Source organism: Staphylococcus ureilyticus (assembly GCF_025558845.1).
GTDB lineage: Bacteria > Bacillota > Bacilli > Staphylococcales > Staphylococcaceae > Staphylococcus > Staphylococcus ureilyticus.
In genome coordinates this window covers 2,112,884-2,138,480 of record NZ_CP094825.1, presented here as the reverse complement: position 1 = coordinate 2,138,480, position 25,597 = coordinate 2,112,884, and the positions used below count along the sequence as shown (strand labels likewise).

Below are 25,597 nucleotides of genomic sequence, written 5' to 3'. Positions count from 1 at the left end.
AGGAGCATTTATATGCTATATCCAGTAACAAATGAACAGAGAAGTATCATAGACTTAAATGGTGTTTGGCAGTTTAAATTAGAAGAGAACTATGATCAAATAGATGTAACGAAACCTTTGGACACTGATTTAGTTATGGCAGTACCTGGTTCATATAATGATCAAGGCGTAACTGCAAACATACGTAATCATGTAGGAAACGTTTGGTATGAAAGAATGTTTACGATACCTAATGTACTATCAGATGAACGTATTGTGTTGAGATTTGGTTCAGCTACACATAAAGCAACTGTTTATATCGATGGTCAAGAAGTCACATCACATCAAGGAGGATTTTTACCATTTGAAGTGGAATTAAATCAAAAATTCTCTACAGGAAAACATCGTTTAACGGTTTGTGTAAATAATATATTAGACGAAACGACTTTACCTGTTGGTAATTATAGCGAAACCACAGACAAAGATGGTAATTTGATTAAAAGAAATAAACCTAATTTTGACTTTTTCAATTATGCTGGTTTGCATAGACCCGTTAAAATTTATACAACACCACAAACATTTATAAAAGATATTGAAATTGTTCCAGAAGTTAAAAATGATGTGGCAGAAATAAATTATAATGTTTCCATCAATGAACCAGTGGATGATATCTTAATTAAATTGATAGATGAAGCGGGAAAGGTTGTAGCAGAAACGACTGGTGCACAGGGTTCTATCAAGGTTGAACAGCCGCATTTATGGCAACCTTTGAATGCTTACTTATATCATTTAGAAGTAACGTTAGTAGATAATAACCAAGCTGTAGATAGTTATACTGAGCGTTTTGGTATACGATCTGTGGAAGTAAAACAGGGGCAATTTTTAATCAATAATCAACCGTTTTATTTTAAAGGATTTGGTAAGCATGAAGATACCTATTATAATGGCCGAGGATTAAATGAAGTAACAAACGTTATGGATTTCAATCTGATTAAATGGATTGGCGGTAACTCATTTAGAACGTCACACTATCCTTATTCTGAAGAAATGATGCGATTGGCAGATGAACAAGGTATTGTTGTCATAGATGAAACAACTGCTGTCGGCGTGCATTTAAACTTTAGCACTGTATTATATGGTGTGTCTACAAGAGATACATTTAAAGAAATTGGAACGAAAAAAGCACACGAATCTGTTATCAAAGATTTGATTGATAGAGATAAAAACCATGCATGTGTAGTAATGTGGTCAATAGCTAATGAACCAGCTTCAACTGAAGAAGGCGCAAAAGAATATTTTGAGCCCTTGGTCAACTTAGCACGTTCTTGCGATCCACAAAACAGACCTGTAACAATCGTAACCATTTTAATGTCACAGCCGGATAATTGCCAAGTTCAAGATTTAGTAGATGTATTATGTCTGAACAGATATTACGGATGGTATACACAAACAGGCGACTTGGAAGCTGCTAAAGAAGCTTTAAGAACTGAGTTAGATGGTTGGAGTGAAAAACAACCGCATAAGCCAATTATGTTTACAGAATATGGTGCGGACACAGTAGCAGGATTACATTCACTAAATGATGAATTATTTACGGAAGAGTACCAAATTCGTTATTATGAAGCAAATCATGAAGTCATTGATCAATATCCACAATTTATTGGTGAACATACATGGAATTTTGCAGATTTTGAAACATCTGCAGATATTATCCGTGTCCAAGGAAACAAAAAAGGAATATTCACGCTTGAACGTCGCCCTAAAGCAGTTGCACATTATTTCAAGAAACGTTGGGAAAACATACCTAACTTTGGCTATAAATCATAAACAACTAAATACAATTATAAGTATATTCACCCTGAAGCCTATAACAAGCTTTAGGGTTATTTTGGTTTTATAGAAAAGGGGGTATCAAATTGAATAATATGATTTAGCGGCATTATATATAATAAAATATACTTTGTATGCTTAGTGCGTTTTAGTATAAATTAGTTGTTTAGCTTTATGATCGTTATAAAAGGAGACGAAAGGGCACTGTGTTGACGCAGTAGATAATGATATAAGTGAATGCATACAGCTCGAACAAACTTACTCTAGTTAAAGCTATCCATACCTATACGAAAGCATTTCAATATAAAAAGGACTAATCTCATCTTAATCTGAGAGATTAGTCCTTAATTTAAGTATAGGTATTATACCCTAAGCATGATATTATAACTCGCTTTTTTATAATTTTGCTTGCCATTTTTCTGTCCATACTAAGTCATTATATTGACCTTTAAATTCACTTTCTCCCATAATCTTATCAATGGTTTGTTTAATATTTTCTCTGTTGGAATGATAAGCGTTTATATAAGCTTTAACCATTGTTGCATCATGCAAGTGAGTCGTGAAATTGGTAGAAATAAACACGGTTGGTACTTCATGTACATACCACGGTATTTCATTGCTCATGGCTGTACCCCATTTAATGCGATAGTTATTTTCAGCAGCATAGCCGATAATATTTGCAAATACTAATGCAGCGTCTACTTTTTCACGATATTCTAATGTTTTACCTTTAATACGTGTTGAACCATCATTTAATGTCACATTAAATCCACGAGATTCGAGTTCTTTTATAATATCATCTGTGACGTTATTCGCTGATTTATAGATGCCATCTTTTTCGCCTTCGATCACATAAAGCATAATATTTTTATGTGTTTCAGGTCGGATAGGTAATTGATTTAAAGTGTTTTTTACAAGTGTTATGCCTAAATCAGCTGCTTCTGCGCGCATTTCTAAATGTTCTGTACAACCGATAATATCTAATGCTTCTTGAGGTTGAATGATTGAACCGTCTTCTTGTTTCATGTGAAGATTGAGTTGTGCTTTTAAACCTAAGATACGTCTTACGGCATCATTTAATCTCTCTTCTGTGATGACCCCGTTTTTATAACCATTGAGCATAAATTGGTAATCTTCTTCCAAATCATTGAAGAACAAGAACATATCACAACCAGCTGCAATGGCTAATGGAACATAATCTTCGCGACGCATAGAAGCAGTCATACCTAACATATGGCTAGCATCAGTAACGACTAAACCATTAAATTTCATATCATCTTTTAGTAAATCAGTAATTAGTTCAGAAGAAAGAGTTGCAGGTAAAATGTCTTTATCTTCGAGACTTGGATTTAATTTTTTTGAATAAGCAGGTTGTGCAATATGACCTGCCATTATCATCTGTACACCACGATCAATGTGATGTTGATAAACTTTTCGGAAGCTGTCGTCCCATTCCTCGGTAGATAGTTCATTTACTCCAAGCACCAAGTGCTGGTCACGCTCTTCCGTACCGTCTCCAGGGAAGTGTTTGATACATGTAATCATATCGCGTTCAGCATTAAAGCCGTCAATAAATGCACTTGAATATTTAATAACTGTTTCAGCATCTGTGCCATATGCACGTGTATTAACGATTGTATTGCGCCAATTCTTAAGTATGTCTACACAGGGATCGAAATTAATGTGTACACCAAGTGCTGAGGATTCACGTGCTGAAACGAGACCAGCATTATATGAAACTTTTGTATCTTGGGCAGCTTCACATTGAGCAGCACTTGCGATATATGTACCATCTTTACATGCACCATTTCCTCCTGAATCACAGTTTGCTGCTACAAGCACTGGAACTTTCGTATGCCTTTGTAAATCATTGAGTAAGTTTTGAACTTCTTCTTTGTTTCCACCTTCATATCGAGCGCCACCAATGTGATAACGTTCAAGTATATCTTTATTAGTTAAGTCTGCGTCAAAAAATTTTTTGCCACCTTCTAAAGAAAATAAGTTAAAAAATAATTGACCAATTTTTTCTTCGTCTGTTAATGTACCAAGTGTTTCTTCTACCCATGCTATTTGATTGTCATTTAAATGATAGGGTGATGCTGTCAAATCTACTTTAACCATAGTGTTAGTTCTCTCCTTCAAAATTATTAAAAAATATTTGTTTTAAAGTGTCATGTGTATATTGGTTGAAATGACCATCTTTAAACAATTTTAAATATTTATTGTTAAAGTCTAGCCACGATTGATCTTCATGACCTGCTAGTATTGGATAAAAGTACATACCATGAGATTCTGCTGCTTCTAAGTCTCCTTTGGCATCTCCTAACATGATGATGTCTTCTAAGTTGTAATATTGTTTTAAGTGCGCTAAACAGTGCTCTTTTGTACCTGCTTCTTGTGCGAACATGCCACTTAAATAGTCTGTTAATTTGTATGTTTCCCACTCATATTCTACTGCCGCTAAATTTGCTGATGACACAATTGCGATATCAGCAAAAGTTGAAGCATTTTGTAGAGACGTTTGTACGTTTTTAAATGGTCCAATACTTGGTAAGGTTTTGATAATTGCATTAACACGGTGGGACCATGATAATGCTTTTTGTAATCCATTTTGTTGCGGATTGTTTGATATAGCTTTTTCGAGTGCTGGATTAGAGAAAGCATCTGTTGTTTGCACCCACTGCTTAATATGCTCGTATCCCTCAATATGAATCCCTTGTTCAACAAGTTCACTTAACATGCGTTCTAATCCTTTAAAGCGATTAATACCTCTAGTGATTTCATATAAATTTATATCATTCCAGCGCTTTAATAGTTTGGACTCTATATTTTCTAAATCCCATTCTTCAACAATAGCTGGACCAAATGCCCGCTCATGCTTGATAGTCATAGAATCGATGGCACACCCGTCAGAATCAACGCAAATTAATTTTTTAAACCTAGGTTTGTAATGTGATAAAGAATCAATCATTTAATCTGTTCCTCTCAAGTTAAAATATGTGCTTTATCATATACCATTGCCTTACTTTTAAAATACTATTGTAAGCAAAACTCAAGAATATAATAAAGCGCTTTCTTTATAATATTAAAGTTAGCATTCATAATAGAAAAAAACTAGCGCATTTCGTATAACTTTGTGAGTGTAATCACAAAGCAGGTGTTTTATGTCATTTTATTACTAAAATAGTTATTTTATTAATAAAAATATTGGCTGTTTTGAGAGAAGTACGTGATCAAAGGTGCTTAGATTTTATTTTTGATGTATGTCATCTAAGGCATCCATTTTGTAAATAAAACATCAATATGCTACATAGATACTAATGATTGGTCGAATTGTTAACAAAATATAATGAATCTTACTATGAAAGGGTTACGTAGTCATCGATTGACGAAAATTAGATAAAAATTACAATGAAATAAAATGGATTGGAAAGGATAGACGCTAATGGATAAATTGCTGACTTTGGAACAATTACACCGAAACTACTTGGTAGGAGTAGTTAAGGGATCTACTTGTGATGATGCTATATTGAAAAGTGAAAAAATGATTAAGGGTGGTATGAAAAATATTGAAATAACATCTAACACGCCCTATGCAGAATTGGCCATAAAAGCGTTAACCCAAAAATTTGGTAAATCAATTATCATTGGTGCAGGTTCAGTTCAAAATGTTGTAACCGCACGTGTAGCGATTATAAATGGTGCTCGCTATATAGCAACGTCGCATTTAGACGTTCAAATAGCGCATATTTGTAATGTATACCAAACACCTTACATGCCAAGATGTGGTTCGAAAGATGAAGTAACTAAAGCGATACAGTATGAAGTACCAGTGATTAAGTTGTATCCTGCAAATATATTAGGTGTACCTTTTTTGAAAAACATTCGTGAAATCTTCCCCAATATACATATTATACCTTATGGTGGTATGTCATTAGAAAATATGGAGCAGTGGTACAAAAGCGGTGCCTATGCTATCGGTATTGGTAATGCATTAACTAAAGGGACACAAAAAAACCACTTAGATATGATTATTCATCAAACACATGCATTTGTAGAAAAATTAAATTCAGTGCGTTTGAGCTAAATGATTAGCTAAAATATGACAGCAATTTATCTAATGCTATAACTAACGCTTCGTGATTAAGCGTAATATTAACGAAATAAGTACTATAAATGGAATTTTATCGTTAACCTATGATGCGTATTTTTAAAATCAATCATTTTTTAAAATTAAACAATTTGTCAATTTAAAAATGTGTGAAATATATTAAAAAGGACTAAAAGTGATTATTTTGTGAAATTAATCACAAAACACTTTAAATTCTTAACGTTATCAATTATGATAAGGGTGTAGAAGATAACAATGCCTAACGAAAGAAAAAATACGGAGTGATTATTAAATGAGAAAAGTAATTGAAGAAGTCATTTTTTCAAATGAAAGCAGTTATGATATATACACACATACTGGTGTGAATCAAGGCATTATTAATGACATTAAAGATGGATACAGAAGTATTGATTATATAGCTTATATTGATGCAGAAAAATTATACAACTATGGATTAGAAAAAAAGCTACTAGTAAGTAATTAATACACTGTATTCATCTAGTAGCATTGAAGTTTATACACATATACTTTATCGTATCTTGTGTGTAAAACTTCATGAATATTATTCTCCCTAGTATCACCTTTCATGATTTATTTAGAGCCCTTACAAAGTGGAAAAGCCTATGTTACTGTTCATCCAGTAACGTAGGCTTTTCTCATCATGATTAAACATAAGATTTAAAGTTATGTTTGATTTCATTATAGTTATAAATAGAGTTATACATACGCATGCGAATGTGATCTTGTGAAGCATATGAAATACGCAATACATTACTTTGGGTGACATATTTTCTGAATTCACGTTCATATTGCTGGCGCTGGTTAAGCGATAGTCCAAGCCACTCTTCTTCATTAAACAATTGTTCAAAACGAAAGTCGAAACTTGTACTATCAATATTATTTCTTAGTTCTTTTATTCTTTCAGTGAAGTTCATGGATCATCCTCCTAATTTATTAAAAGATAAGTGAGTTATGTATGATATACCCACTTTATAATGATTTAGTGTATATGACAAGTACACATGCTTATGAGCTAACTCATTGTTTCAAGGGGGAGGGCACATGGTACAATCTTTGAGGACAGGGTATAAAATATAAAATACGTTTGATGAAAGGAAGATTCGATGGTTAAATTAGAGAACAAGGTTGCAATCATCACTGGTGCTAGTAGTGGCATTGGTGCTAGCATAGCAGAGGTGCTATCAAGTCACGGTATACAATTACTATTAACTGGTCGTAATGAAACAAAGCTGAAAGATGTTGTGAATCGTATTCGTTCAAACGAACATCATGCACAGGTTGAATATTTAATAGTGGATGTGACACAGCAACAAGAAGTTGAACGTTTAATAGCATATGCAAAAGAACAATTCGGTCGCTTGGATATACTTGTAAATAGTGCGGGTCAAATGATGTCTTCTGCTGTAACGGACGGTAATGTAAAGGCTTGGGAATCAATGATTGATACAAATGTGAAAGGGACACTATATGGCATTAATGCAGTCATACCAACATTTTTAGCTCAATCTAGTGGTCATATTATTAACATTGCTTCGATCTCAGGTTTTGAAGTGACGAAAATGAGTACAATATATAGTGCAACGAAAGCTGCAGTGCACACGATTACGCAAGGATTGGAAAAAGAGCTGGCTAAAACTGGCGTTCGAGTGACAAGCATATCGCCAGGTATGGTAGATACGCCTTTAAGTGGCCAGACAGATTGGGGAGAACGTAAAAAGCTAGAACCCAAAGATATTGCTGAAGCGGTAGTTTATGCATTACAACAACCTTCACATGTAAATGTAAATGAAATTACTGTCAGACCAGTCTAATATATATTTTTAATGTTACGACGTTGAGTCAGTTAATAGTAAAGTGATAATATAATGTGAAAGTAGGTAGAGCATGGAGTTTAGATGTCTTAAGAAAAGCGATGTAGAAGCATATCGCTCATTGCGCTTACAGTCTCTACAAACTGATCCTACAGGTTTTGCTTCAACTTATCAACGTGAGCTTCATTTACCAATTGAACGTTTTGAAGAGAGGATAGGGTCGAACGAAAGACATTTTACAATGGGTGTATTTGACGATGGAAAATTAATCGGTTATGCAACTTTTTATCGAGAAATATTAGAAAAAGTGATGCACAGAGGTAATTTAGTCGGTGTATATTGTGATCCACAATATAGAACACAAGGATTTACTCAACAACTAATTCAAAAAATGATAGATATTGTCACTGAACAAGGTGTGGTTAAAACTATAGGTTTATCGGTTCTTACGGAAAACCAAAGTGCTATTAAATTATATGAAAAATTAGGATTTCAGAAATATGGCACTGAACCAAAGGCACTTTATGATGGCAAACGGTATTATGATGAAGATTTGATGGTGTTATTTGTATAAAAAATTAATAAATTCAAAACTATAGGCTAAAACAGTTATGATCTGTTTTAGCCTATAGTTTGATATATGAGTGAAATTAACTGATTATGAAAAATCATGAAGCAATCAGTAAATCGAATTTACCAATTTTTTATATCTGATCTTTCTCCTTTAAAGTTATTGGAAACTTGATGACGTTTTGACAAAGTTTTCTCAATATCTTCAAATTTGATGTTCAATGCATGTAAAAGTACAAAAAGATGATACATTAAATCAGCAGTTTCATTTGTTACTTCTTCTTGATTAGATTTCATAGCACCGATTACGACTTCAAAAGCTTCTTCACCAAACTTCTTCGTGATTTTTTCTAAACCTTCATTCAATAAATATTGTGTGTATGAATTTTCTTTATTAGAGTTAGCGCTTGAAGATACAGTGTCTTCGAGCTGTTGTACATAGAAAGGAACCGTTGTATTGAAACAACTCTGGCTCCCAGTATGACAAGTTGGTCCATTGGGAATTACATCTATCAATAAGGTGTCTTGATCACAGTCTAGGTGTACATTTTGAACGACTTGGGTGTGACCAGAAGTTTCTCCTTTGGTCCATAAGCGGTCTTTAGAACGTGAATAAAAACAAACCTTCCCCTCAGCTAACGTTTTGTTGTATGCATCTTCATTCATATAACCAAGCATAAGCACTTGTTTTGTCTGAACATCTTGTAGTATGGCAGGAATAAGCCCTTTACTAAAATCAGGTTGTTGTGTCATCTTATTGGAATACCTCCTTGAGCCATTGATTGTTTAATTTCATTTACTGTGGTTTCTTTGTCATGCAGTATGCTAGCAGCTAATCCTGCCGAGACATTTGTTTGTTTGAATAAATCTACAAAATGCTCTGGATTGCCGCCACCACCAGAAGCAATAATAGGGATGTGCACAAGTTGTTCAATCTCATGTAAATGGTTAACATCAAAGCCTTGTTTCATCCCATCGTGTGTCATGCTTGTTATTAATAATTCGCCAGCGCCAAGCGCCTCCACTTCTTGAACCCAGTCATAGACACGTTTATCTGTATGTTTCTTTCCGCCATGTGTATAGCAAAAATAATCATTTAACTCTGTATCAAAGTTACTATCTATAGCGATACAAATACATTGGCTTCCAAATTTTTCACTGGCTTCTTGGATAAAAGCAGGGTGCTTTAATGCACTAGAGTTTAGAGATACCTTGTCAGCACCATGATTTAGCAACTGGGAAATGTCATCAATTGTGGAAATGCCGCCTCCAACTGTAAGTGGAATGAATAGTTTTTCAGCAGTTTCTTCAATAACATCTAACATAAGCCCATGGCCAGCTTCAGTTCGAGAGATATCTAAAAAGACTAATTCATCTGCACCTTGCTCGTTGTAATAAAGTGCATAATCCACAGGATTTCCAAGGTCACGTAGCCCTTTAAATTGTATGCCTTTGACAACGCGGCCATCTTTCACATCTAGGCAGGGGATAATTCTTTTTTTAATCATGATAATCCCTCCCAAAATGCAGGGTTGTGTGCAGCTTTACCAACAATTGCTGCATGAACACCAAATTTTTCTAATTGTTCTAAGTCTTGTTGATGACGAATACCACCAGAAGCAATGACAGGTTTTTGTGTTGCTTTGACAAGCTGTGCTGTTATTTCAAAGTTTGGGCCAGTCATGCGACCATCTTTAGAAATATCCGTATAGATGATACCTCCCAATGGTAGCGATTCGATTTGCTGAACCAAATCGAATAAGTCTAGATGTGCATCTTGTTCCCAGCCGTTTATTTTTATTTCGCGCTGATATGCATCTACTGATAAATAGAGTTTGTACGGATATTGATGAGACATTTTGGCTAACCATTCAGTATCTTGAATGCCTTTTGTCCCAATAATACAATAGTCTATACCGTCAGCAAAATAAGCTTTGAGTGTTTGATAACTACGTATACCGCCACCAACTTCCATAGGTTTATTGGTCAGGCTTCTTAATTGTTTGATGTAGTCCTGTTCAATAGATGTTTGCTGCTTGGCACCGATTAAATCTACAATATGAATACGATCTACACAGTCGAACTTGTCATAAAAAACGACGCTATCTTCGGCACTGCGCGTCATTTTTTCTTCTGAATCATATTTTCCTTCAGTCAGTCTCACACTTGTTGCATTAATTAAATCAATAGCTGGCCAAATATTGATCATTAGAAGAAACCACCTTTCAGAGCTTGATTAAGTATCGCTAAACCATCTTCACCACTTTTTTCAGGATGGAATTGGATACCTATAAAATTTTTATATTGAACAATTGCAGGAATCAACGTGCCATAGTCTGCATAAGCAACAACATGATCTGACATTTCAGCTTGATAGGAATGTACAAAATATACATCTTGCGTTAATGTTGTATAATTGCTGATTAAATTATTCCACCCTAAATGCGGTACCGGATAAGGTGTTTGAATAGGTATGATATTTCCTGGGAAAAGTTGTAATCCTTCTACATCACCTTCTGCGCTGTGTTCATAAAGCAATTGCATACCTAGACAAATACCGATGATCGGTTTATGTGATATATTTTGTAAAATAGACTTTAATCCCCGTTTTTCAATCGCTTGCATAGCATCTTTAAAATGACCTACACCAGGTAATATAAGGGTATCTGCTGCCTCAATATCCTCTACACGATATGTTAAAATTGCATTAAAACCTAAACGATTAAGCGCACGTTGTATGTTTTTAATATTTCCTAAACCATAGTCAATCACTGCAATCATTCAATCACACCCTTAGAAGAAGGAGTGATATTAGCGTCATTTGAGACTAATGCATCTTTAAGCGCACGAGCAAAAGATTTAAATATACTTTCTATTTCATGGTGTGTGTTTCCACCGCGAATTAAGTCAATATGCGTTGTTAGACGTGAGTTGATAACAAGTGCTCTGAAAAATTCCTCAACGAGTTCAGTATCAAATGTACCTACTTTTTCTTTACTGAATTGAGCATTAAAAGATAAATAAGGTCGTCCACTAATATCTACGACTGTACGCGCAAGTGTTTCATCCATGGGTATGTAACTAACCCCGTAACGTTGAAAATATTTACGTTCCTTTACCATCAACAACAGTAACTGTCCAAGAACAATACCAATATCTTCTGTCACATGATGATCATCGACTTGAACATCTCCATTTGCTTCTATAGATAAGGATAATTGGCTGTGAAAAGTAAAGAGTGTCAACATATGATCCAAAAACCCAACGACTGTATGGATATTACTTTCACGGTGGTCATCAGCCAGAGAAATGCTTAATTGTGTTTCTGCTGTATTACGTGTTTTATTTAGTATCATATTGCGACCTCCAATTTTTAATAAGTATAAATAATTGATCTAATTGTTCATCTGTAGCAATAGAATATCGTACATAGTCAGACATTTCTGGTTCATCGTATAATCTTGGAAGGAATCCATTGTCTTTAATATAAGCACCTAAACTTTGCGCAGCTTCTCCTTTGGTTAATACGAAATTTGTAGCAGAAGGGAAGACTACCATGACATCGTCAACAAGTTCATGAAACATATCTTTTAATTTTCGGGCAAGCTGTCGTTGTTGCTTTATAAACGCGCGAGTCATTGTTTGATTTTCAAACATATAAATCGCGATACGAAGCGTAATTGTATTCAAAGGATACGGATGCTCAATGCTTTGGATGAGTTTGATGGTATCATTAGTACCGATGAGCACACCTAGTCTTAAGCCAGCGATACCAAACGCTTTCGAGAGCGTACGCATTTGAATTACATGAGGTTGCATCTTAATATCATAAGATTCACCAAAATCTAAGTAAGCTTCATCAATGATAAAGTAACCACCCAATGATTGCATCTTATCTGCAATAGCCATTAAAAATGTCGTACTATATTGTAAGCCAGATGGATTATGTGGATTACTCATAATAAAGAATGCAGGCTGTACTTCATCAATTCGTTTTAAAATCATTTCTAAATCAAATGTTAAATCCGAATTTGCTGGTACAAATTCAATAGGTCGAGCTACCTGATTGGCATAAGCTTGATACATGAAAAAGTCAGGATCTAAGGTCAATGCCGGTCCTTCTGGCATGATTAACATTAATTTTTGAATGAGCTCATCAGAACCATTACCTGCTATGACTTGATCAGGAGAAATATTATGAAAAGCTGCATAAGCTCGTTTGAAGCGTTCATACTCATCATCAGGATAAAAGTTGAATGCTGCCTGTTGAATAATTCTTGCAAGTTGTTCATTAGATAATGGTTTAAGTGGACTTTCATTTTTATTAATTCTAATCATTTTGTGGCTCCTTTGTTGTTCGAATTTCTATGGATTGTTCGTGATTATACAAGTGTTCAATATGTGCTAATTTACGTGCGGATTGTTCAATGTTTTTAAATGTTTGTTGTGATAAATCTATGACAGAATGTCTCGTTAAGAAATCATTCACAGATAGACCATTGGTAAAACGAGCAGTCTGATTTGTAGGTAGTACATGGCTTGGGCCAGCAACATAATCTCCGATAACTTCTGGAGAATAATGTCCTAAGAAGAGTGCACCTACATATTTCACATGGTTGATATAGTCATGTGGACATTGTGTTTGTATAGATGCATGTTCCGGTGCAATTTGATTCATCAAATCGCAAGCTTCAGTAAAGTTTTCTACTGAAATTAAGAAGTGATTGTGTTTTAAACTGGCTTCAACAATAGGTTGCCGTTTGATTTGTCTTAGAGTTTTTTGAATATTATTTTCTAATTGTTGTAATAGGTCTTTATCTTCACTGATGACAAATGTTCTAGCGAGTTCATCATGTTCTGCTTGAGCAAATACATCATAAGTAATGGCATTTATGTCAGCCGATCGATCAATGATTAGTGCAATTTCACTTGGACCAGCAATCTGATCAATGCCAACTTGCCCATATAAATATTTTTTGGCATAGGCAACATATTGATTTCCAGGTCCAACTATTTTATCCACTTTAGGAATTGTCTCAGTACCATACGCAAGTGCAGCAATACTTTGTGCGCCACCAACTTGGTAAACTTGATCAACACCAGCAATATAACAGGCAGCAAGTACAATATCAGGTATACCTTCAATTTGTGGTGGAGTAACGACGACGATATTTTTAACACCAGCAACTTTAGCAAGTGTTACAGTCATTAACACGGTGGAGGGATAGCTAGCTTTACCACCTGGGACATAGACACCGACACGCTCTAACGGGTGATATATTTCGTAACATTCTGAATTATCCTGCTGGTGATCTTGTTTAATAGACATTTGATATGCCTTAATTCTGTCATGACTTTGTTCAAGAGCTTCCCGTATAGATGAGTCAATGCGTTGATAAGCAGTAAATAAGTCTTCCTTAGAAACTGATAATTGTGATGTTTCTACTTTGTCTAGTTTTAGATTGTATTCCTTTAAGGCGTCGTCCCCTCGAAATTTCACTTGATCACAAATTTCTTTTACGATTGGATATAAATCTTCGTTTAGTTCAGATTGGTTCAGGTAGTTATTCATAAATGTTTCTTTATTTGTAATCAATGAGCGTCACCTCCAAAGTTTTAATTAAATCATCAATTTCAGTTGATTTTTTAAAATATGATGCCTTATTTGTAATGAGTTTAGCATTGATGTTTTTAATCTTTTCTTTTTCAACTAAGCCATTTGATTTTAAAGTAGTACCAGTTTGAACAATATCAACAATGCCATCTACCATATCTACCAAACATGCCAATTCAATTGAACCTGATAGTTTTACAAGCTCAACATCTAAACCTTGTGCTTCAAAATATTGACGTGCTGTTTGGGTATATGAAGTAGCTACTTTTTTAAATTGATAAGCTTCTGGTTTAGCAGCAAGTGAAAAGTGACATTCGCCAAAAGGTAAATCCAGTAAGTTGTTAATAAAATAATTACCTTCTTCTAAAATATCGCTGCCGACGATGCCAATATCTGCAACGCCTTGTTCAACATATATCGGTACATCACTACCCTTGACTAAAATAAATTGTATATCATTAACTGTTATAAGTAATTGACGCTCTCTTTGTTCAAGTGCATATGCTATTTCAGTTTCTCTTATTTCATTTAAATACTTTATAAAACTTTTAAGTAATCTACCTTTTGCCAATGCGACAGTAAGCATGATTTTCACTCCTTGTTTATAGTATAAAACCTAGTCCAAAGCCTTCTAATTTCCCTTTATAAAACCCACCAGTGAGACGCTGAGTTTTATTATTTTTTAAATGACATTTCATGAATGATCCTTTGTAATAAGAACGTGGTGGTCTAGGGGTTATATCAAGATGAATTTCAGTAATATTTTGTGATTTAAACCATTGTTCCCACCGATGTAAAGACTGGATGGTGCGATGGTCATGCGGAAATAGTTGTGTTAATAAATCAAGTTGTTCCGTTGTTTTTGTAGTGAGCAACTGTACCACAGGATGCGCAAGACCTAACTGTGCAGTTAACTCTGAAATATTTCGCTCTTGTATAAGATTTAATATCGATTGGCTTTGTTCGCTAGCTGCTAATAATAAATCGATTAATTGATAATGTCCTAAAATGACAAAGTCGATATCATCATTCAATGTATATTTAATAAAGTTATAAAACGTTTTAAAATCGTTTTGCATATCTGTAACAGTTGGGTTGTAATGTTCTATACCTAATTGAGTGTAAACTTCATTATTTCTGACGATTGGACCACTATAAGCTAAACGTTGTTGTTCAGGTTGATAATTACTGTAGTAACGCAATAATTGGTCAGTGAAATCATTGCGCAAAGCAAAAATATGATGGTCATGTTGCCAAAAGCTACGCTCTGTCATTTGTTGTAAATCATCAGGCGTAAGTGATTGCCAGGATAATGATTCTATAAAACTAAAATCAACAAGTTTAAAATCCGCTTGTTGAAAATGTTTTAAAAATGATAATTCATATTCTTTGTTATTAATAAGTGCTTTCGTATCCATAATATAATGACCATCCTTTATTAAATACTTTGTTTCTCTACCGAACTAAAGTGAATTGATAAAACATACTTTAACACAGTTGATTTTAGAATTCAATAAATATTCAGAAAATATTCTTAGCAACGTGACTTTAGACGCTTTTATCATATTTATATAAAAAAATAAAACCTAAAATATTGTTTTAGGTTTTAGAGTGAAAGTAAGTGTGATGATGCCACTTCGAACATATTATATTTATTATAAATTTTAACCAAGCCTAATGCCATCATTGAAAAAGAAGCAAGGTTATTATATATGCGTTTTTTAGATAAGGTATCGAGCAAAACATAAAGTGGGGTGTATACTTAAAGTTAAATGTTTGTTGTCAGGTATGTTTTTAAATCGTTGACGTTTATGATTGTTTGCCTTGAGCCACATATTTTAACATTTCTTCCTTAGGTACCATATTACCACCAGTTGCCCATACAATATGATTGGCATTAGATAAATTAAAATGAGTTTTGTCGGTATGTTTCAACACTGCTTTTAAACCTGCAAACCCTGATGCTGCAGAGGGTTCGACAAATATACGTTCCTTTTGACTAAGCAAATATAAATATCGGTACATTTGTTGATCTTCTACAGTAAAAGCACCATATAATAATGAATTCATTATATGACCAACGAGTTTTGAAGGTCTGGCAACAGCAAGACCATCTGCATCAGTACGACCGTCTAATCCAATATCTGTTACAGCTATTTGGTTGTGCAGTTGTGTCATCATTCCTAATGTCATGCATGGTGCATGTGTAGGTTCAGCAAAAAGACAATACACATGATCGCCAAATACTTGATTTAATCCAAAGGCAACACCACCTGGACCTCCACCAACACCACAAGGCAGATAAACAAAAAGGGGATGTTGTGCATCTACTTGTATACCTTCATTGCTAAGTTGTGTTTTTAACCGTAAAGCAGCAACTGTATAACCTAAGAAAAGATCAGCAGAACCTTCATCGTCTATGAAATGACAAGTAGAGTCGTTTTCTGCAGCCTTCCGTCCTTCAGCAACTGCATATTGATAATCAGATTGGTGTTCAACAACTTTCACACCGCGTGACCGAAGTAAGTCCTTTTTCCATTGGCGCGCATCACTAGACATATGTACAATAACTTGAAAGCCTAATTGTGCACTTATGATGCCAATACTTAAACCTAGGTTACCAGTTGAACCGACAGCAACAGTATATTTACGAAAGCACGCTTTATATTTTGATTCGGATAAAATTTTATAATCATCTGTATATTTTAAACCACATTCCTTTATAGCGATAGATTCAGCTAGTTTTAAAACTTCATATATACCACCTCTTGCCTTTATAGAGCCTGAAATAGCAAGATGACTATCGCATTTAAGCCATAATTTACCACTTTGCTCAAGGTGTTCAGAGTCAACTAATGCTTGTTGCATAAAAGGGATTGCTTTTAGTGGGGATTCAATCAGACCATGGTCTTTTTCAGTTTTAGGAAAAACATTACGTATATAACTGCTAAAACGTTCTAACCTTGCTGCAGCATCTTCTATATCATCTAATGAAAAAGGGAATGTTTCATCATTACGAAAATTTGGATTTTTCCAAAATATCGGTTTATATTGTTGCATGTCATTGACTAAAGGAAAGTTACTTTTTAATTTTTCAACATTTATCATAAGTGACCACCTCATAAAGTTAATAGTATTTAGTGTTTATTATAGCAAAATTAGATACATAAGATGTTATATAACTGATATTTCAAAATGCTATAAGTTGAGAATGAGATGAATTTTTTTATTTAATAAGAGGATATCATACGAAACCGATAAAGATGATTTCGCAATAAGGGTTACCTGAGCTTTAGCTCATGCATAAGAACCACTAACCCAACAAGTTGGGAAGTGAAAAAGTTTACTTTCTCTCTGCTGTTCGAAAGCATAAGAACCACTAACCCAACAAGTTGGGAAGTGAAAAAGTTTACTTTCTCTCTGCTGTTCGAAAGCATAAGAACCACTAACCCAACAAGTTGGGAAGTGGAAAAGTTTACTTTCTCTCTGTTGTTCGAAAGCATAAGAACCACTAACCCAACAAGTTGGGAAGTGAATAAGTTTACTTTCTCTCTGCCGTTCGAAAGCATAAGAACCACTAACCCAACAAGTTGGGAAGTGAAAAAGTTTACTTTCTCTCTGCCGTTCGAAAGCATAAGAACCACTAACCCAACAAGTTGGGAAGTGAATAAGTTTACTTTCTCTCTGCCGTTCGAAAGCATAAGAACCACTAACCCAACAAGTTGGGAAGTGAATAAGTTTACTTTCTCTCTGCCGTTCGAAAGCATAAGAACCACTAACCCAACAAGTTGGGAAGTGGTTCTTTATCATCGTTTAAACGTATCTTTTAGTTTAGAAAACCATCGATTTTTATGTTGTATAGGAACTTCTTGTGGTAGGGTAGAAGCTTCTTTTAATTTTTGGCCAAATGTCATCGCTTCTTTCATTAAATAAGCCTGTGAATTTAATGGTGATAAATTATTATGAATATAATGATAATAACCTTGTTCGTCCTGATATCGACCTTTTTGGTTATCTGACAATTGTAAATTCATATAATCTAATAAGCGTTTAGCAATGTTTTTATCTTCGACAGGGAACAATATTTCTACACGCTTAATCATATTACGTGTCATTGCATCCGCTGAAGAGAGGTAAATTTTTTCATCACCGTTATTATGGAAGTAATAGATACGAGAGTGTTCAAGGAAACGACCAACGATACTTACTACTTCAATATTATCGCTGACATCTGGGATGCCTGGTTTTAAACAACAAATACCGCGAATAATTAATTTAACTTTGACACCAGCACGAGAAGCTTCAAATAATTTAAGAATAATATCTTTATCTGTTAATGAATTCATCTTCATCATAATTTTTCCATTACCGTTTTCACGATGTGATTTGATTTCTTTGTCTATTCGAGCTAAGAATACATCACGAATGTCGTATGGAGCTACAATGAGTTTATTATATTCTGGTTTCAATGTATATCCACTGAGGTAGTTAAAGAAGTTAATAGCATCTTCTGCTATTTCTTGATTTGTTGTGATAATGCCCATATCTGTATAGAGCTTAGCTGTTTTATCGTTGTAGTTTCCAGTACCTAAATGTACGAAAGATGTGAGTTTGTTATTGTTGCGTTTGACCACAAGCGAAATTTTACTATGCGTTTTCAAATATGTCATACCATAAATAACATGACAGCCTGCATCTTCTAACATTCTTGCCCAGTGAACATTATTTTCTTCATCAAAACGTGCTTTTAATTCAACGAGCACAGTTACTTGTTTACCATTTTCTGCAGCTGTTTTCAAACTATTAATGATTGGTGAATCTTTACTTACACGATATAATGTTTGTTTAATAGCAATCGTGTTCGGATCATTTGCAGCATCACGAATGAAATCTACAATTGGTTCAAAGGATTCATAGGGATGATGAAAGAAAATATCACGTTTTAATGATAAATCAAAAATGTCTTCATTACCCAAAGATTGAGGTGGTTGTGGTAGATATTTATTATATGTTAAATGTTTTAAACTATTAGATAAATGGTCTACAAGATCGAAAAGCAGTGTTAAATCTAATGGACCGTCTACAAAATAGACATCATTATCATGAACTTCCAACTGATTGATAATCCAAACAACGTCTTCATAAGTTGCTTGTCTTCCGTCTATCTCTAAACGTACTGCTGTTCCGCGTTTACGCTCTTTTAAGAAGCGTTCTATTTCAATTAACAAATCTTCGGCACCATCTTCATGGATGGTTAGATCGGCATTACGTGTAATTCTAAAGGTGAAGGTATTTAACACTTCATAGCCAGTGAATAACTCATTAATATAATAAGTGATAATATCTTCTAACATTACAACGTATTGAGTTTGACCTTGATTTAATGTATAAAATCTTGGAATTAATGATGGTATTTGTACAATAGCCGAATTAATTGCATCATCGGTATCAATATCTACAAATATATTCAAGCTTTTATTGTTTAATTTTGGGAAAGGATGATAAGCATCGATACCTAATGGTGTTAATGTAGGTAAGATACCTGTTTTAAATTCACGTTCTAACTGTGGTAATAAAGACTCTGGTAAAGATTCAGGTTTTGTTACTTCCACACGATGTTGTTTTAACAGTTCTACTAATTCGTTATAACGTGCATACTGTAAATCTACATATTTTTTATTTTTTATTTTTATTTGCTCAAGTTGTTCTTTAGGTGTGAGTTGTGCTTTGTTCTCAGGTTTATCATAGCCCATTTTAACTTGATCTTGTAATCCGGCCACACGCACCATAAAGAATTCATCCAAGTTAGAGCTAAATATAGAAATAAATTTTAATTGTTCCAATAAAGGATTGTTTTTATCTTCAGCTTCTTGTAATACGCGATAATTAAAATCTAACCAACTGAGCTCTCTATTATTATAATATTGTGGTAAATTTAAATCTCTCTCTCCCAATTTCTTTTGCATAATTCTAATTCCACCTTATTGTAGTCTTGTTAACATATTTTGCTACGTACAATTTATCATATGAATTTTAAGATTTTGTAAAGATGATAGAAAGATTTTCTTTTAAAATTTTCTCGATATGCTTTTTTTGTCTAAGTGATTGATACTCTTCAGCAATCGGTTCACCAATATAACGGACATACAAAGTATAAGCACCATCTTCTTCTTGTAATGCCACACGCTCCACTGGGCTAGTATGTGATATATTTAGGGCATTTACAAATTTAATAATACCGCCTAAAAATTGAATATGATCCAACTCTTTGCCACGTAGCCATGCGGTTTCTTGGCTATAAAATTTTAAAAGAGATTTATTTTTAAAGCTTGCTAACATTGCAAGTTTGACGCGATCTTCATGTGGAAAACCATCAATCATTGAATTCGCTATAATATAATACGTATGCGGTGAACTAGAATCTGCGTCAATAAATCTTCCTAAATAATATAAATATGCACCTTCCGCAAAAAGTTCTTGCTCTTTTTTAGTAACTTGAATTTTATCTAAGTCAATCAGTTGTGATAACAATGATTGAGCCAATTTAACGCGTTGTTTTGCACTAGATTCTTCGATGCTATATTCATTAGCTAAATGATATAATGCGTCTTTTCTAATATTTTCTTTTTTAAATTCTTGTGGGTGACGTTCGGATATCAACTTCATTATATAGCCCTCACGTAGCCCTTTACGTGAGAAAGTGAAGTGGGTTGCATTGATTTGTTCGAATAAAGTTTTGAATACGGATACTGCTGGTAATATGATGTCTATACGGTCTCTGCTTAATCCATCAATATCTTTTAAGTCATCACGTGAACTCTTTTTAATTATTTTATATACCTCATTCATATCTTCTTCAGTCATTGAGTAGTTATGAACACCACCAATGGGATAAGAATGTTCTGACTGATGAATGCGTGCTACGTTACGAGCTGATCCACCAATACCGACTAGAGCGATGTTTTGGTCTTGTAACCATGGTAGATGTTCGAATTGCTTAGCTATAAATTTTTCCATTGCTTTAATTGCAGATTTATCATTATGATCTTTATCTTCGAAGAATTTTCGTTTTAATGTTACAACGCCAAATGGGAAACTATGCGCTTCAATGATCGTTTTATCTTTGAATAAAGTGACTTCTGTAGACCCACCACCAATATCGATAGAAACACCATCTTCTACATCTGTAGTATGAGTGATGGCATAAAAACCATAAAAAGCTTCGTCTTGATCAGGAATAATTTTGATGTTGATGTCAAGTTCGCTTTTAATGTGTTTGATGATTTCTTTTTGATTGGTAGATTGTCTAATAGCAGCTGTCGCAACAGGATGTAATTCGTTTACTTCAAATTTATTAGCGACGCTTTTAAAGCTGTGTAATGTTGTTGTCAACACATCGATACCATCTTGGTTCATCTTTAAATCATCGGTTAAATATTGACTTAAGCGTGCGGGCGTTTTAATATTTAAAATTTCATTTAATCCTGTTTTAGTATCGAACTCAAAAATAACTAACCTTATTGTATTTGATCCGATGTCTACTAATCCTATGCGTTCCATAATCTCCTCCTGTATATATGAGGTAAATAGTTGTTTATAAATTTATTTACCCACTTTTCTCTTTAATATTACAATAAATAGCATGATTTGTGATACATCAATTGAATATTGTTCAATTCACGGTAATGATTTTTATATAGTTTGAAATTTAATATTGTTTTTGACTTATTCATTGATGTGTAAAGGGCCTCCAGGGCCTAATGGCCAGCCAAGTAAGTACCATATAATCATGAATATAGGCCATACAATACTTAGAATAATGGTATAAGGCATTAAACTAGATAACAGTGAGCCTAATTTCATGTGTTTATCATATTTTTGAGCATAAGATAAAAGTAATGGCAAATAAGGCATCATTGGCGTAATTGGGTTACTAATTGAATCTCCAATTCTATACAACATTTGTGTGAATGCAGGATGAAATCCTACAATTATCAGCATTGGAATAAATATTGGAGCAAGAATTCCCCATTTAGCAGATGCACTACCGATTAATAAGTTAATGAGCGCACCTAAAAAAATCACTTCTAAAATAAGGACGATACCGTTTTGATCTTGAAGTACTTCAGCACCTTGTACTGCTACAATCACACCTAAATTACTCCATTCTAAAAATGCCAGTAATTGTGCTGCAAAAAAGACAATAACAATAAAAGACCCCATAGAAGCCATAGAATCAGCAAGCATTTTACCTAAATCTTTAGAATTTTTAAATTCCTTCATTAACATGCCGTACACCAAACCAGGCACCAAAAAAATAAGTAAAATAATTAAACCAACCCCATTAATAATAGGAGAATCATTCAATAAACTGCCAGTTTTGGCATTACGTAAGAAACTATTTTGTGGTATTGCTATAATGATAAGTAAAATAAGTGTAGTGAAAAAGCTTATATTTGCCCAAAACACAGCCTTACTTTCTTTAAGTGTTAATCCTTGATTAGTATCATCCACTTTAATATTAGACTGTGTATCGTCATATGAGCCTAAACGGGGGATGACAAAACGCATTGTAACCCAATAAATTGTTGGCAATAATACAACGACACTAGCTGCAATAAAGTACCAATTCATCGCTACATTAACTGCAATTTTATCAGAAACAATCTTTGTTGCTGGTTCTGTAAAGGCATAAAGCAATGCATCTGACATTCCTATCATGACATTCGCAGAAAAACCACCAAGTGCTGATGCGTAAGCCATCGCTAACCCGGCAATAGGGTGATAGCCTAATTTTATGAAGACCATCGCTGTTAACGGTGGTAAAACAATCGTTGCAGCATCTCCTGCAGAATTGCCAATAATACCTATAAGTATTATTACAGGCACGATGATTTGCTTGGGTGCTTTATGAACAATTTGTACCATTAATTTATCAAAATAACCTGTTTTCTCAGCAATACCTACCCCAAGCATCACTGATAATACTAAACCGAGTGCAGGGAACTCAGAAAAGTTTTTGATCGCATCATTCAAAATCATAGCAATACCATCTTTGCTTAAAATATTTTTGATGCCAATGGTATTACCTGTTCCAGGATGTTTTACTGTGACATGAAAAAGTGAAACAACCCATGTAATGATTGCGAGCCCAAGACACATTAGAAAAAACAATATACTTGGATCAGGTAATCTATTACCAATTTTTTCTACAATATTTAGAAATTTATTTATAATTGTCGATTTTTCTCTGGTATTTGACCCCATTATTATTACCTCCCCAATAAGTTATCGAAATTATAACAAACTCATTTTGAAATGAGTATGATAAATTTTATGTTTCCAAGCAAAAGGCATCTATGAATGCTTTATACAAAGGTTTTAAAATTGATTTAAAAAGGAAATGTATTACAGATAAATTAATATTGAACAGTAGGGAAATGAAAGGGGAAGTTCATAGATGAGACGATTAGAAAATAAGATTGCTGTGGTAACAGGCGCTAGTACTGGCATAGGATCTGCTTCTGCACAAATATTGGCAAAAGAAGGGGCACATGTTTTAGCGATTGATATTTCTGCATCTGTACATGATACAGTAAAAGTAATTAACCAGGGCGGTAATAAAGCTTCAGGATATAATGTAGATGTATCAGATGCACATGCAGTAGAACGGCTTGCGCAATCTATTAAAGAAGATTATAATCATATTGATATTTTATGTAATAATGCTGGTATTGATAATGCCGCTGGACGTATTCATGAATTTCCAATCGATGTGTTTGATAGAATTATGAATGTTGATTTAAGAGGTACATTTTTGATGACTAAATTCTTTTTACCACTAATGATGTCAAATGGTGGCTCTATCATCAATATGGCGTCATTTTCTGGAAATGCTGCAGATTTAAATCGTTCAGCATATAATGCTGCAAAAGCAGGTATCATCAATTTCACTCGATCAACAGCGATAGAATATGGACGTGAGCATATTAGAGCGAATGCAGTCGCACCAGGTACGATAGAAACACCACTTGTAGATAAATTAACAGGTACTAAAGAAGATGAACAAGGAAAAATATTTAGAGAAAATCAGAAGTGGGTTACGCCTTTAGGTCGTTTGGGCACACCTGATGAAGTAGGTAAACTCATTGCTTTCTTGGCTTCTGATGACAGTTCTTTTATAACTGGTGAAACCATTACAATTGATGGTGGTGTGACGGCATATACTTGGCCAGGAGAAATGTTGAGTGATGCGCGTTGGAAAGATTCTACAGAATAATTTAGAGTGAAAGTGATATTATTTGAGTTTAATAGTTATTAAGAAGCACCAAAAAGCCGTAAACATTAGTGGTAGCACTTTGTTTACGGCTTTATTTTTTATAGATTTGAGTGGTTTACCAAATGATGTTATCTACGGCATCGTCGTTTAAAGATTTAACGATTTCAGTGACTAAGGCAACCGAATTTTTATAGTCATCTGTATGCAATACAGAGACGTTTGAATGCATATAACGTAGAGCGACACCAATAGAGACCGTAGGCACACCTTCATTGGCAACATGAATACTTCCAGCATCAGTACCGCCACCAGGTGTAGAATCTAACTGGATATCTATATTGTGTGCTTTAGCTATTTTTTTAATATGGTTTGTAAAACCAACATGGCCTATGTTTGAAGCGTCCATAATAATGACTACAGGTCCTTGTCCAATAGCTGTCTCGCTAGTTTGGCCAGACATGCCTGGTGTATCATAGGCAACAGCTACATCGACAGCAAGGGCTAAGTCAGGTTTAATCTTATTAGCTGCAACTTTAGCACCACGAAGACCTACTTCTTCTTGTACATTAGCGCCTGAAACTAAATTAATATCAATGGATTCTTGTTTAAGGTTGTTTAAAACGTCTACAGCAAGGGCGCAACCATAGCGATTATCAAAAGCTTTGGCAGTTAAATACTTGCTATTAGCTAGTGTTTCAAACTCACTGTATGGTGTGATCATATTGCCTATTTCAATGCCGAATTGTTCAGCTTCTTTTTTACTTTTAACCCCAATATCAATGAACATATCTTTTATTTCTACATTTTTTTTACGTTCTTCGGGTGATAAAGCATGTGGTGGTTTGGAGCCAATAATACCTCTGATTTTCTTGCCTTCATCAGTTGTGACAGTTACTTTCTGAGATAACATCACTTGGTTCCACCAACCACCAATAGGTGTGAATTTTAAAAATCCATCTTTATCAATTTTAGTAACTACAAAACCAATTTCATCTAAATGACCCGCCACCATTAATGTCTTATTACCAGTAGAGGTCGTTTTTTTACCGAAAATACCTCCCAGATTATCTTCAATAATTTCATCACTTACCGGCGTCAAATAATCACGCATAAGTGTTTTTACTGCTTTTTCATGACCTGCAATACCGTCAACATTTGTTAATGATTCTAGTAATTTTATTGAATTGTTCATGTTATACCCCCTAATCAAATATTTATATTCATTTTATCATGAACTTCGATATAAGCTAATTGTTTGAGCTTTGTGTTATTAATTTAATGTACATAACATCAGATGAAGTTTACGTTGCACGCTATTGTAAGGCTAAACGTGTGCATTCAATACCTGTCCATGATTCAATATAATTATAAACAAAGTGGAG

General features: G+C 34.2%; 24 protein-coding genes. 6 read left to right on the top strand and 18 right to left on the bottom strand.

Annotated features, from left to right (window positions below; genetic code table 11):
• Positions 1-12 precede the first annotated feature (12 nt).
• Complete coding sequence (gene uidA, locus MUA21_RS10685) at positions 13-1,806, top strand: beta-glucuronidase (RefSeq protein ID WP_262561239.1); 1,794 nt, start codon at positions 13-15, stop codon at positions 1,804-1,806.
• A gap of 399 nt (positions 1,807-2,205) precedes the next feature.
• Here the strand turns inward: uidA and MUA21_RS10680 are convergent, their stop codons facing one another.
• On the bottom strand, positions 2,206-3,930 hold the full coding sequence (locus tag MUA21_RS10680; RefSeq protein WP_064209287.1) for a glycoside hydrolase family 3 protein: 1,725 nt from the start codon (positions 3,928-3,930) through the stop codon (positions 2,206-2,208).
• 4 nt (positions 3,931-3,934) lie between these two features.
• Positions 3,935-4,780 (bottom strand): HAD hydrolase-like protein, encoded by an 846-nt coding sequence (locus MUA21_RS10675; protein ID WP_064209288.1) that lies wholly within the window; start codon positions 4,778-4,780, stop codon positions 3,935-3,937.
• A 474-nt stretch (positions 4,781-5,254) separates the two neighbouring features.
• On the opposite strand from MUA21_RS10675, the gene MUA21_RS10670 reads away from it, so the two are divergent.
• Both MUA21_RS10670 and MUA21_RS10665 read left to right on the top strand, forming a co-directional pair.
• Complete coding sequence (locus MUA21_RS10670; RefSeq protein WP_262561238.1) at positions 5,255-5,896, top strand: beta/alpha barrel domain-containing protein; 642 nt, start codon at positions 5,255-5,257, stop codon at positions 5,894-5,896.
• Between the two features lie 316 nt (positions 5,897-6,212).
• Positions 6,213-6,404 (top strand): hypothetical protein, encoded by a 192-nt coding sequence (locus MUA21_RS10665; RefSeq protein ID WP_019470083.1) that lies wholly within the window; start codon positions 6,213-6,215, stop codon positions 6,402-6,404.
• Positions 6,405-6,585: 181 nt separating this feature from the next.
• Here the strand turns inward: MUA21_RS10665 and MUA21_RS10660 are convergent, their stop codons facing one another.
• The gene (locus MUA21_RS10660) at positions 6,586-6,855 is read right to left on the bottom strand and encodes a DUF1413 domain-containing protein (protein ID WP_019470084.1); all 270 of its coding nucleotides are present in this window, start codon (positions 6,853-6,855) and stop codon (positions 6,586-6,588) included.
• 189 nt (positions 6,856-7,044) lie between these two features.
• Here MUA21_RS10660 and MUA21_RS10655 point away from each other — a divergent pair, with 189 nt between their 5' ends.
• Complete coding sequence (locus tag MUA21_RS10655) at positions 7,045-7,752, top strand: SDR family oxidoreductase (RefSeq protein WP_019470085.1); 708 nt, start codon at positions 7,045-7,047, stop codon at positions 7,750-7,752.
• Between the two features lie 73 nt (positions 7,753-7,825).
• Entirely contained in the window at positions 7,826-8,326 is a 501-nt protein-coding gene (locus tag MUA21_RS10650) for a GNAT family N-acetyltransferase (protein ID WP_107525182.1), read from the top strand.
• 119 nt (positions 8,327-8,445) lie between these two features.
• On the opposite strand, the gene hisIE is transcribed toward MUA21_RS10650, so the two are convergent.
• The 14 genes from hisIE to MUA21_RS10580 all read right to left on the bottom strand — a co-directional run bounded on the left by hisIE (position 8,446) and on the right by MUA21_RS10580 (position 23,203).
• Positions 8,446-9,075: a bifunctional phosphoribosyl-AMP cyclohydrolase/phosphoribosyl-ATP diphosphatase HisIE gene (hisIE, locus tag MUA21_RS10645; protein WP_019470087.1), complete on the bottom strand. Its 630-nt coding sequence runs from the start codon at positions 9,073-9,075 to the stop codon at positions 8,446-8,448.
• On the bottom strand, positions 9,072-9,830 hold the full coding sequence (gene hisF / locus MUA21_RS10640; RefSeq protein ID WP_107525181.1) for an imidazole glycerol phosphate synthase subunit HisF: 759 nt from the start codon (positions 9,828-9,830) through the stop codon (positions 9,072-9,074). The genes hisIE and hisF overlap by 4 nt, the downstream gene beginning before the upstream one ends.
• Positions 9,827-10,531, bottom strand: a complete 705-nt coding sequence (gene hisA / locus MUA21_RS10635; RefSeq protein ID WP_107525180.1) for a 1-(5-phosphoribosyl)-5-((5-phosphoribosylamino)methylideneamino)imidazole-4-carboxamide isomerase — start codon at positions 10,529-10,531, stop codon at positions 9,827-9,829. Before hisA ends, hisF begins: the two co-directional genes overlap by 4 nt.
• The gene (gene hisH / locus MUA21_RS10630; RefSeq protein ID WP_262561237.1) at positions 10,531-11,103 is read right to left on the bottom strand and encodes an imidazole glycerol phosphate synthase subunit HisH; all 573 of its coding nucleotides are present in this window, start codon (positions 11,101-11,103) and stop codon (positions 10,531-10,533) included. Before hisH ends, hisA begins: the two co-directional genes overlap by 1 nt.
• Positions 11,100-11,678, bottom strand: a complete 579-nt coding sequence (hisB, locus tag MUA21_RS10625; protein WP_262561236.1) for an imidazoleglycerol-phosphate dehydratase HisB — start codon at positions 11,676-11,678, stop codon at positions 11,100-11,102. Before hisB ends, hisH begins: the two co-directional genes overlap by 4 nt.
• Complete coding sequence (locus tag MUA21_RS10620; protein WP_262561235.1) at positions 11,665-12,660, bottom strand: pyridoxal phosphate-dependent aminotransferase; 996 nt, start codon at positions 12,658-12,660, stop codon at positions 11,665-11,667. The genes hisB and MUA21_RS10620 overlap by 14 nt, the downstream gene beginning before the upstream one ends.
• Positions 12,653-13,915 (bottom strand): histidinol dehydrogenase, encoded by a 1,263-nt coding sequence (gene hisD, locus MUA21_RS10615; protein WP_262562257.1) that lies wholly within the window; start codon positions 13,913-13,915, stop codon positions 12,653-12,655. Before hisD ends, MUA21_RS10620 begins: the two co-directional genes overlap by 8 nt.
• Positions 13,905-14,522, bottom strand: a complete 618-nt coding sequence (hisG, locus tag MUA21_RS10610; RefSeq protein WP_019470094.1) for an ATP phosphoribosyltransferase — start codon at positions 14,520-14,522, stop codon at positions 13,905-13,907. Before hisG ends, hisD begins: the two co-directional genes overlap by 11 nt.
• A gap of 16 nt (positions 14,523-14,538) precedes the next feature.
• The gene (locus tag MUA21_RS10605; RefSeq protein WP_046206802.1) at positions 14,539-15,354 is read right to left on the bottom strand and encodes an ATP phosphoribosyltransferase regulatory subunit; all 816 of its coding nucleotides are present in this window, start codon (positions 15,352-15,354) and stop codon (positions 14,539-14,541) included.
• Between the two features lie 391 nt (positions 15,355-15,745).
• On the bottom strand, positions 15,746-17,044 hold the full coding sequence (gene dsdA / locus MUA21_RS10600; RefSeq protein WP_107525175.1) for a D-serine ammonia-lyase: 1,299 nt from the start codon (positions 17,042-17,044) through the stop codon (positions 15,746-15,748).
• 189 nt (positions 17,045-17,233) lie between these two features.
• Positions 17,234-17,746 carry a leucine-rich repeat protein gene (locus MUA21_RS10595; RefSeq protein ID WP_262561234.1) on the bottom strand — a complete coding sequence of 171 codons (513 nt, stop codon included), beginning with the start codon at positions 17,744-17,746 and terminating at the stop codon, positions 17,234-17,236.
• The gene (locus tag MUA21_RS10590) at positions 17,743-19,902 is read right to left on the bottom strand and encodes an RNA degradosome polyphosphate kinase (RefSeq protein ID WP_107525173.1); all 2,160 of its coding nucleotides are present in this window, start codon (positions 19,900-19,902) and stop codon (positions 17,743-17,745) included. The genes MUA21_RS10595 and MUA21_RS10590 overlap by 4 nt, the downstream gene beginning before the upstream one ends.
• Positions 19,903-19,969: 67 nt before the next feature.
• Positions 19,970-21,499, bottom strand: coding sequence for an exopolyphosphatase (gene ppx, locus MUA21_RS10585; protein ID WP_262562256.1), 1,530 nt, complete (start codon positions 21,497-21,499; stop codon positions 19,970-19,972).
• 162 nt (positions 21,500-21,661) lie between these two features.
• Positions 21,662-23,203: an AbgT family transporter gene (locus tag MUA21_RS10580; protein WP_262561233.1), complete on the bottom strand. Its 1,542-nt coding sequence runs from the start codon at positions 23,201-23,203 to the stop codon at positions 21,662-21,664.
• Between the two features lie 193 nt (positions 23,204-23,396).
• Here MUA21_RS10580 and MUA21_RS10575 point away from each other — a divergent pair, with 193 nt between their 5' ends.
• A complete protein-coding gene (locus MUA21_RS10575) occupies positions 23,397-24,215 on the top strand; it encodes an SDR family oxidoreductase (RefSeq protein ID WP_064209297.1) in 819 nt (272 codons plus the stop codon).
• Between the two features lie 115 nt (positions 24,216-24,330).
• Here MUA21_RS10575 and MUA21_RS10570 read toward each other — a convergent pair whose 3' ends face one another.
• Positions 24,331-25,407 (bottom strand): M42 family metallopeptidase, encoded by a 1,077-nt coding sequence (locus MUA21_RS10570; protein WP_019470101.1) that lies wholly within the window; start codon positions 25,405-25,407, stop codon positions 24,331-24,333.
• Between the last annotated feature and the right edge of the window lie 190 nt (positions 25,408-25,597).